This window comes from Candidatus Afararchaeum irisae (genome assembly GCA_034190545.1).
GTDB lineage: Archaea > Halobacteriota > Halobacteria > Halobacteriales > Afararchaeaceae > Afararchaeum > Afararchaeum irisae.
In genome coordinates this window covers 1-5,312 of sequence record JAXIOF010000073.1, presented here as the reverse complement: position 1 = coordinate 5,312, position 5,312 = coordinate 1, and the positions used below count along the sequence as shown (strand labels likewise).

Annotated in this window: 5 protein-coding genes and 2 tRNA genes; 4 read left to right on the top strand and 3 right to left on the bottom strand. The window is 56.3% G+C overall.

Translation table 11 applies throughout. The features are described 5' to 3' along the window. The first annotated feature begins 177 nt into the window (after positions 1 to 177). Positions 178 to 248: transfer RNA gene (locus SV253_08220), tRNA-Gly, on the top strand. A 10-nt stretch (positions 249 to 258) separates the two neighbouring features. Continuing rightward, complete coding sequence (locus SV253_08215) at positions 259 to 1,041, top strand: DICT sensory domain-containing protein (GenBank protein ID MDY6776040.1); 783 nt, start codon at positions 259 to 261, stop codon at positions 1,039 to 1,041. On the opposite strand, the gene SV253_08210 is transcribed toward SV253_08215, so the two are convergent. Continuing rightward, positions 1,016 to 2,437 (bottom strand): PAS domain S-box protein, encoded by a 1,422-nt coding sequence (locus tag SV253_08210; GenBank protein MDY6776039.1) that lies wholly within the window; start codon positions 2,435 to 2,437, stop codon positions 1,016 to 1,018. The two genes, SV253_08215 and SV253_08210, sit on opposite strands and share 26 nt — an antisense overlap. Positions 2,438 to 2,600: 163 nt before the next feature. Here SV253_08210 and SV253_08205 point away from each other — a divergent pair, with 163 nt between their 5' ends. Continuing rightward, positions 2,601 to 2,876: an ACT domain-containing protein gene (locus SV253_08205; protein MDY6776038.1), complete on the top strand. Its 276-nt coding sequence runs from the start codon at positions 2,601 to 2,603 to the stop codon at positions 2,874 to 2,876. Positions 2,877 to 2,913: 37 nt separating this feature from the next. Next, positions 2,914 to 3,020, top strand: a tRNA-Met gene (locus SV253_08200). 33 nt (positions 3,021 to 3,053) lie between these two features. Here the strand turns inward: SV253_08200 and SV253_08195 are convergent. Then, positions 3,054 to 4,310, bottom strand: coding sequence for a glycoside hydrolase family 57 protein (locus tag SV253_08195; protein MDY6776037.1), 1,257 nt, complete (start codon positions 4,308 to 4,310; stop codon positions 3,054 to 3,056). Positions 4,311 to 4,313: 3 nt separating this feature from the next. Then, a partial coding sequence (locus SV253_08190; GenBank protein MDY6776036.1) for a type II glyceraldehyde-3-phosphate dehydrogenase occupies positions 4,314 to 5,312 on the bottom strand: 999 nt, incomplete at its 5' end.

The following is a 5,312-nucleotide window of genomic DNA, read 5'->3' as shown; positions in this document are numbered from 1 at the left end:
TACGCTCTGCGGATAACGGTGACTGCGTTGACAGCCGCGGCTCTGACTACTTTGGCTGTCTACCTCGGGGTCACGTCTCTGTGACGGTGACAGTGACGGTGACAAGCCGGAGGAACGAGACGGAGTTTTCGATGAATTTATGACTGTGTCCTGTATAAGTATGGATGTACGCATTATGCGACGGTAGTGTAGTGGTATCACGTGACCCTGCCACGGTCACAACACGGGTTCAAATCCCGTCCGTCGCACTACTATCAGATGTCTTTCTCCGACCTACTCGACGAAGCCGAAAGGGAGGAAAGAAGTCTCCGAGTCTATAACTACACCGGAACTAGGGGTATGTTAGACGTCGTCTCTGAGTACCTCGAATCCTGGAACGTGATGGTGGAGGTCGAAGGAGACGACTCCTCGTTACCCGAGAACACCGCTGTTCTCGGACTCCGGGAGAGCCCCGACGCTTGCTCGGAGATAGACGACGTGTATACCTATCTAGCTTACAGAACCGACAAGGAGACCCATACCGAGTCTGAGTCCGAGTCTGAGTCCGAGTACGACGACGGCGGCTTCGTGGGAAAGGAGACCCCGGATGTCATAAAAGAGATCTACGGATCCACATTCGAGTTCGAGACGAAGTCGAGTCTCATAACTGCGTCACACGAGGTAGAGGGGACGGCTCTGCGCAGAGGCGAGGGCACAGTACGGTCGGGTTTCCAGAGACTCTCACTCATCGAGGAACAGTGGGGGACTTACTCGGAGATGGCTTCTCTCGGAGTAGACATCCACGTATACGGATCACGCGGCTCCTCGGACTCTACCTGGAGACCGCCCCCTCCCGATGAGACTGAGGTCACCTTCCACGTGAGTGACTCGCCTCAGATACAGAGGTTCTGGTTCGTCGTCTTCGAGGCAGGCGACGGCACGGGACGCGCTCTACTCGCCGAGGAGCGTGAGCCAGGGAGGTACTACGGCTTTCTGACCGACGACTACCAAAGGGTGAGACAGATAGTAGAGACAGTCAGTTCGATCGAGACACAGAAGTAGAAGCCGAAGCCGAAGTCGAAGTCGTGACGGCTCCGTCTGTCTCCATCTCGAATCTCGCGCCTCCGTGGGAGCCTTCGGTGACATCTATGTCCCAGCCGTGGGACTCGGCGATGTCCTCAACTATGTCGAGACCGAGTCCCGTTCCGGCGTCCGAGGTCGTGTACCCCGACTCGAAGACTTCCTCCCTCTCTTCCTCGGGTATTCCCTCGCCGTCGTCCTCGACGTAGAAGCCTTCGCTCCCGTCGAGGGTTCCCACATAGACCGTCACGTCGTCGCCGGCGTGTTCTACGGAGTTCCTGTAGAGGTTTTCGAGCATCTGCTGTAGACGTCCGGGATGTGCACGTAACGTCAGGTCGTCCTCAACCACAAGGTCGGCACAGAGTCTCTCCTCCGAATCAGAGTCGACGCTCGCATAACAGTTCTCAGCGACCTCGGTGAGGCTGACATCAGACATCTCGTCGTCAGAGACGCCGTCTCCTCGCGTCAGAGTCAGAACGTCGTCTATTATATCCTCCATCCGTCCGAGGGCGTCCTCGGCTTTACTCAGACTCTCGTAGACCCCGGAGTCGTTACATCCACATCTCTCGTCTACTAGGCTAAGACGTCCCTTTGCGACGTTGAGAGGGTTTCTGAGGTCGTGTGAGACGACGCTCGCGAACCTGTTGAGCTTCTCGTTACGGTGTTCGAGATCCTCCTCATACCTCTTTATACGTGAGATATCACGTCCCGTACAGACGACTCCGGCTACATCGTCGTCCTCATACATCAGAGAGGCGGAGAACAGACCGGGGATCTCTTCGCCGTCTTTAGTCTCGAAACTCGCCTCGACACCGTCTATACCGCCCCTGTCAATAGCCTCCTGTACTGGGTTGGGACATCCCTCAAACGGGAGGTCTCCGTCGGCGAAGACTTTCTTACACGAGGAGTCCAGAAGTTCGTCCTCGGTGTAGCCCAGAAGATCCACGAGTGCTCCGTTTACACGGGTTATTCTGCCGTCACGAGACACCACCATCAGACTCTCCTCCATCGCCTCAAGTATCCCCGAGAGGTAGTCGCGCGAGTAGGTCGTGTCGTGGAGCTCGTCTATAGTCTTCCGGCTGGTTACTACGACGAGGTAGACGAAGACGCCACCGAGAAAGAAGACAGACGCCGTGAGTGTCGAGACAGAGCTCGATCCCGTAGCTACGACAGTCATGGCTCGGAGATAGCCGGCTACGAATACTACCATCAGAACTAGGAGTGCTCTCCAGCAGTTCTCCCGGGGGGTTCCCCTGTCGACCGATCTGAGTACACCGACTGTCTGGTACACCGAGAGTCCGAGAAAAAGAGTCCCGAGTCCGATAAGAGCCATGATCCAGGATGTAGACACGGCTGGTACGGCTGTAATCTGTGCCATTGTCAACCCCACCCAATACCCTCTACAAGAAGGAGGGTATATAATACCACCGCATACTTTCAGGTTATAAATGTGGGTAAAAAGTATCCTATTCGTGTGTTCGTCTCTGGAGAAGACAGATACCCGAGGAAACCGTTATATGTCGTCGCCGTGAACTCTATCCATGGAGAAGGACGAACACGCGGTCGTGACGGTCACAGGTGCTGACCACCCGGGCATAGTGGCTTCCGTCACACAGACCCTCGCCGACCTCAACGTAAACATAGAGGACATATCTCAGACGGTCGCGAGCGGCTTCTTCACAATGATACTCATAGCGAGCCTCCAAGGAACACAGGTCGACGATCTCCGTGACGCCCTAAATGACGCCGCCGAGGACGAGGGGGTCGAGATCATAGTCCAGCACCGTGATCTCTTCGAGCACATGCACCGCATATGATAACCTTAATGTGCATCTGCCCCCTCTCGTAAACTGAGCCCGGGTGGCTTAGCCGGTCATAGCGCCGCACTCATAGGGCATTCGAGTAAGGCGCTCGTCTCCTGGGACATGCGGAGGCCGAGGGTTCGAAACCCTCCCCGGGCATGTCATATATTATACTCATTATACTCATTTCTCTTACCTCACCATCTCGTTGACCCTCTCACGGAAGTCGATGAGATGTTGGGTTATCACGGCGAATCCCTGGTGAGGATGGTCGAAGTAGGAGAAGTAGTTGTGTACCGAGCCGTCGTCGTAGGTCTTTGTGGCGATATGGTGTAGATGGTCGGATGTCAGCATCTTCCTCCAGACATCGGTGACCTCGGGGTCGTCGAGCATCTTGACCTTCTCCTCTATCTCCTGGAGCTTCTCGAATATCATCTTCTGGACGGGGTTTCCGAGCCACGCGCTCGAGTCCATCTCCTGATCCGCCCACGAGACGGTGTTGTACTCGAATACGTCGTACTCCCCGACGGGATCGATCTCGGCGGCTTCTCTCACCTTCGCGAACTCTAGGTCGTGCTTCAGAACCTCGTCGGGTAGTGATTCGAGGAACCAGAGAACTCCGGTGCCCTCCCAGTGGTGCTCCCCGAAGGTCTCATAGTCCATGAAGAGATTGATCAGGTCGCCGTCCGTCTCGGAGAGCCATGAGGCGTACTTCTCGGCTGTGAGGGGATAAGAGTCCCACCATTCAGCGGAGAATCTGTAGCCGACGTCGTCGGTGAGACGTCTGTTTCTGAGGAGTATACTGTTCCGTCTGTCGGCTGCGAAGTCGGGCTGTGTGTAGACGTAGTTGGGTGATCTCCAGCCGAGTACACGCGGGACTCCCTCGGTGAAGACCCCCTTGTAGCCCTCCTCAGCGGCTATGCTGCCCACCTCATTGTGGTATATGAGCTCGGTGTTGGTCATCACCTGGGGTCTCACGCCGAAGGTGTCTTCTATCAGGTCGCGGTGTCTCCGTATCTGGTACCGAAACTCCGACTTGTCCTCGAAGAGTCCCGCGAGGGAGTGGTAATGTGTCTGACCTATGAAGTCAACACAGTCGTCGGGGAACTCGTTGAACAGGTCTATTAGCTCGGGGTGGTACTCCTTCGCCTGGTCTATCCAGCTACTCGAAACCGAGAAGTTGACGACGAGACGCCTGCCGTCTTCGAGTAGCTCGTTCGCCTTCGTGAGGAGACGTTCAGTCGCTGGGAAATAGCAGTTCTCGGCGACGTCTCTGAAGAACGCCTCGTTCATTTCGTCGTCGAAGTACCTGTCATAGAGTGTGTCGGCGTCTTGGTTGACACCGTCCACACGTAGTCTGTGAGGCTGGTGTACCTCGAAACAGAGGGTTAGAGGCGTCGCCGTCTCTGTCTCCGTCTTCGTCTCGGCTGTTGAGGAGAGTCGGGACATAGACTAGCTTATCCCCATAGAGTCGTCAGTCATAGAGACCGACTCCTGTCTGTCGGCGAGTCCGAGGAGGGATCTTATGGCGTCTATGTTGTCAGGTATAACTATCGACTCCTGGTGTACCATGTTTATCCAGTAGACTGAGCCTTCGTCGACCCTGACGGTCTCCTCCCAGACACGAACCTCGGGCGAGTCATAACGTGGTCTCCCGAGGTCTCTCATCCTCTCGGTGATCCTCGCAGTCGATCCGTAGCCGTGACCCAGGGACTCTGTCTTTATCCTCGGCTCGTCGTCGAAGACGGCTAAGACGTCGTCCTCCGTGACGTCGTCGTCGACTTCGATGTCTACCATATGTACGTGTCCGAGTGTACTCGGAACCTTGACTGCGAGGGTCGTGAGGTCTATCCCGGGTAGCACCTCGTTGAAGTCGTCGGCGTGGTGGGAGGGGACGTCGGCGGGGACTACCGAGTTTATGGGACCCCGGGAGTCCTGAGGAGGGTCACCCCCTCGTCTCACGAGGCTCGCCGTGGCTGTCTCTACGCCGAACCGTCTGTCGACTGCGCCGACTGTGCGTAACAGAGAGGTTGTGTTACACGAGACTACTCTCACGAAGTCCTCGTCTCTCGCGTCTTCGTAGTTGACGTTGGCGTTGAACGAGACACGGGATATATCCGCGTCGGCACCACCCTGGAAGACGGCTCTCGTGTCGTTGGGCTCATAGATCTGGCTCTTGTTCTCGGCGTCGACGCCAGCCGGGGTAGAGTCGACCACTACGTCGACCTCATCGGTGAGGTCTTCGAGAGTACCCTCGACCTCGGGCTCGAAGGCTTGACGTCCCATCTCTTCGAGAGCACCGTCGTCGGAGGCATAGAGGTCGACGCCCTCAAGCGATCCACCCTCACCGAGAAGAGTCCTCAGGACGTAGTTGATACGGTGGTCAGATACCCCACGGAGACTCATGTCGTCCTGTTCGACGACAGCCTCTGCGACGCGTTTTCCTATAGT